Origin of the sequence: Erythrobacter sp. CCH5-A1 (assembly GCF_001557115.1) — a bacterium.
Lineage (GTDB): Bacteria > Pseudomonadota > Alphaproteobacteria > Sphingomonadales > Sphingomonadaceae > Erythrobacter.
Genome location: NZ_LSKQ01000225.1, coordinates 1 through 2666, shown reverse-complemented (window position 1 = coordinate 2666; position 2666 = coordinate 1). Strand labels below are relative to the sequence as shown.

1 protein-coding gene and 2 pseudogenes are annotated in these 2666 nt (G+C 63.7%); all 3 read right to left on the bottom strand.

Features of this window, described 5'->3' with window-relative positions:
• Positions 1 to 395 (bottom strand): annotated as a pseudogene (locus AX708_RS13530) (IS3 family transposase); the annotation flags it as partial.
• 86 nt (positions 396 to 481) lie between these two features.
• Complete coding sequence (gene istB, locus AX708_RS13525; RefSeq protein WP_066531921.1) at positions 482 to 1327, bottom strand: IS21-like element helper ATPase IstB; 846 nt, start codon at positions 1325 to 1327, stop codon at positions 482 to 484.
• Positions 1324 to 2565: pseudogene (gene istA / locus AX708_RS13520) on the bottom strand (IS21 family transposase). The gene istB and the pseudogene istA overlap by 4 nt, the downstream one beginning before the upstream one ends.
• Positions 2566 to 2666 lie beyond the last annotated feature (101 nt).

Below are 2666 nucleotides of genomic sequence, written 5' to 3'. Positions count from 1 at the left end.
CAGCAGTCGAGCGAGAAGGCGACGCGCACCTTCTCGCCGTTGTCGCAGCCGATCTTAAAGCCGTCGGAGCACCAGCGGGTGTTGCGGGTATCGACCGCGACGCGCCCGTCGTGGCGACGCTCGTCTGCCTTGCCGCTGTGCCGCTGGAGCAGCAGGCCATGCACCTTCATCACCCGGTAGACCCGCTTGGCATTGGGCGCAGATGGCCCACCATTTCGCGCCTGCCGCCGCAGGAGCGCATGGATCCGGCGGTAGCCATAGGTCGGCAGCTCGGCGATCAGGGCCTGGATGCGCGCGACGAGCTCCTCCTCGGGCAGCGGAGGTCGGCCGCGGCGGCGTGCAGCGGCCTTGCGTCTGGCTGACGAGAGATGCTGGCGGGAGACGCCGAGCGCGTTCGCCACCGCGCTCACAGGTTGTCAACGCTGACTAAAATTTCCCCAGAAGTGCCGGGTTAAAATTCCCCAGTTTGGGTTTTCGGTGATCAGCCGTTCCAGTGATCGTGGGGGCGCTCCTTCGGTGGCCTTCCGCGCCTTTTCGGCGGCGGCGGCGGCGTGATGGCGGAGATCGCTCTGGTGTGCTCCGGCACGAGATCGGAGTGGGCGCGCAAGCGGTAACTGGCGCCCTCGATCTGGATGACTATGGCATGGTGCAGCAAGCGATCGAGCAGCGCTGTTGCCACCACCGGATCGCCGAACACCTCGCCCCATTCAGCAAAGCCGCGGTTGGATGTGAGGATCATCGCCCCCTTTTCGTAGCGGGAGTTGACCAGCTGGAAGAAGAGGTTGGCACCGCCAGGCGTCACTGGGAGGTAGCCGATCTCGTCGACGATCAGCAGGGTATTCCGATTGAAGAACCGGAGCCGTTCGGGAAGCCGCCCGTCGCGCTCGGCGCGCACCAGCATGTCGATCACCTCAGCCAGACTGGCGCGGTAAACCCGCTTGCCAGCCCGAACAGCCTCCGCGCCCAAGGCTGTCGCCAGGTGGCTCTTGCCCGTGCCCGGCGGGCCCAGCAGATGGACCACCTCGCCCCGCTCGATAAAGTCGAGCTGCGCCAGTGCGAGGATGCGACCACGGTCGAGCGAAGGCTGGAACGAGAAGTCGAAGCCTTCGAGGGTTTTCATGGGCATGAGCCGTGAGGTCTTGAGCCCGACAGTGAAGCGCCTGCTTTCCCGATTGCCATACTCATGCGAGAGCAGGATATCGATGGCTTCAAGCGCGGTCATTTCGCCGCGCTCCAGACACCGCATGGTATGATCAAGCACCTCGAGCGCACGGGGCATTCTCAGTCCAACCAGGCTCGTACGGATACGGTCGATGATCTCCGTCATGGCCGCACCTCGCTGCTGGCCAACCGCCGCCCGACGGCCTCGTAGAAGCCCAGCGAGCGCCTCGTAATCTCAAGCCCTGCAGGCGGCGGTACTGTCGCCGCGCGAGGCGGAGCGAGCCGCCGGTGGGAAGGATCAACCCGGCGCTGATTGCGTCCATCGAGAACCGGATGCACCGCGATCAGCTTGCGATCCTCGAAGATCCTGATCTCACGGGGATGGTTCTGCACTTCCACGACCCGTTTGCGCGTGGCGTCGGGCACCGAGTACAGATTGCCGCCAACCAAGACCATGCCTTCATGGCTGACTCGCCGCTCGATCGTGAGCACCGCATTATACGGGGCCGCAGGCAGAGCCGTCAGTGCGGATTGCTCCTCGGCAAAGTGCTCGCTGACGATCCGCCGGGTCGTGGCATGCAACCGAACATTGGCCACCGTGTCCAACCATTCGCGGAACTGCCGGTTCAGGTCATCAGCGTTGCGGAAGGTACGGCCAAGGAAGAAGTCCTGACGGATGTAGCGGTAGGGCCGTTCGATCTTGCCTTTGGTTTTGGCCCGATAGGGCCTGCATGCACGCGGCAAAGCGCCATAATGGTCCAGCAAGGCGACCAGCGACCGATTGTAGATCACGATACCCTCGGCATCTTCATCGATCACCGCAGTTTTCATGCGGTCGTAAAGCACCTCGGACGGGGCACCTCCCATCGCATCGAAGGCGTCGATGTGGCAGCGCATCACCGTCTGCAGATCCTAGGTCGGACAGAACCGGCCCCACAGCCAGCGGCTATGGCCCAGCACCATCGAGAACAGCCAGAAGATCCGGGTCACACCCGGCTCATCACTGAACGCCATCTTGAACTGGGCAAAGTCTACCTGAGCCTGCCGTCCCGCTGGTGTTTCGAAGCGCCGCTCGAACTGGACCACTCGCGGCGGCCGGCACTGGCGCAGGAAGTCCGTGACGGTCGTGTAGCCGCCCTTGAACCCCATCGCAGAGATCTCGCGGAACAGGCGCTTGCCAGACAACCCCGGATACAGCGCGATGCGATCGCGAAGATACGGTTCGTAGGGTTCCAGCTCACGCGGACGAGCTGGCCGGGGCTTGTAGACCGGCGCCTTCACACCACCGGCCAGATGTTTGCGTACCGTCTTGCGGTCAAGGCCCGTCTGCCGCGCAATCGCCGACACCCACAGCCCCTGCCGCTTCAAGTCATGGATCATGACAATTTCCTCAAGTCTGATCACCGGCCACGCCTCCCGTCGATACGGAAAGCATAAGGATGATCCGTGCGGGTCGTTGCCAATTCGCTCCGGGGCTAGCCCCGGAGCGAATTGGCGCTCACCTC

Coding starts and splice junctions, on each gene's coding strand:
- istB (WP_066531921.1), bottom strand. CDS start 1,327: ATGACGGAGATCATCGACCGTATCCGTACGAGCCTGGTTGGACTGAGA.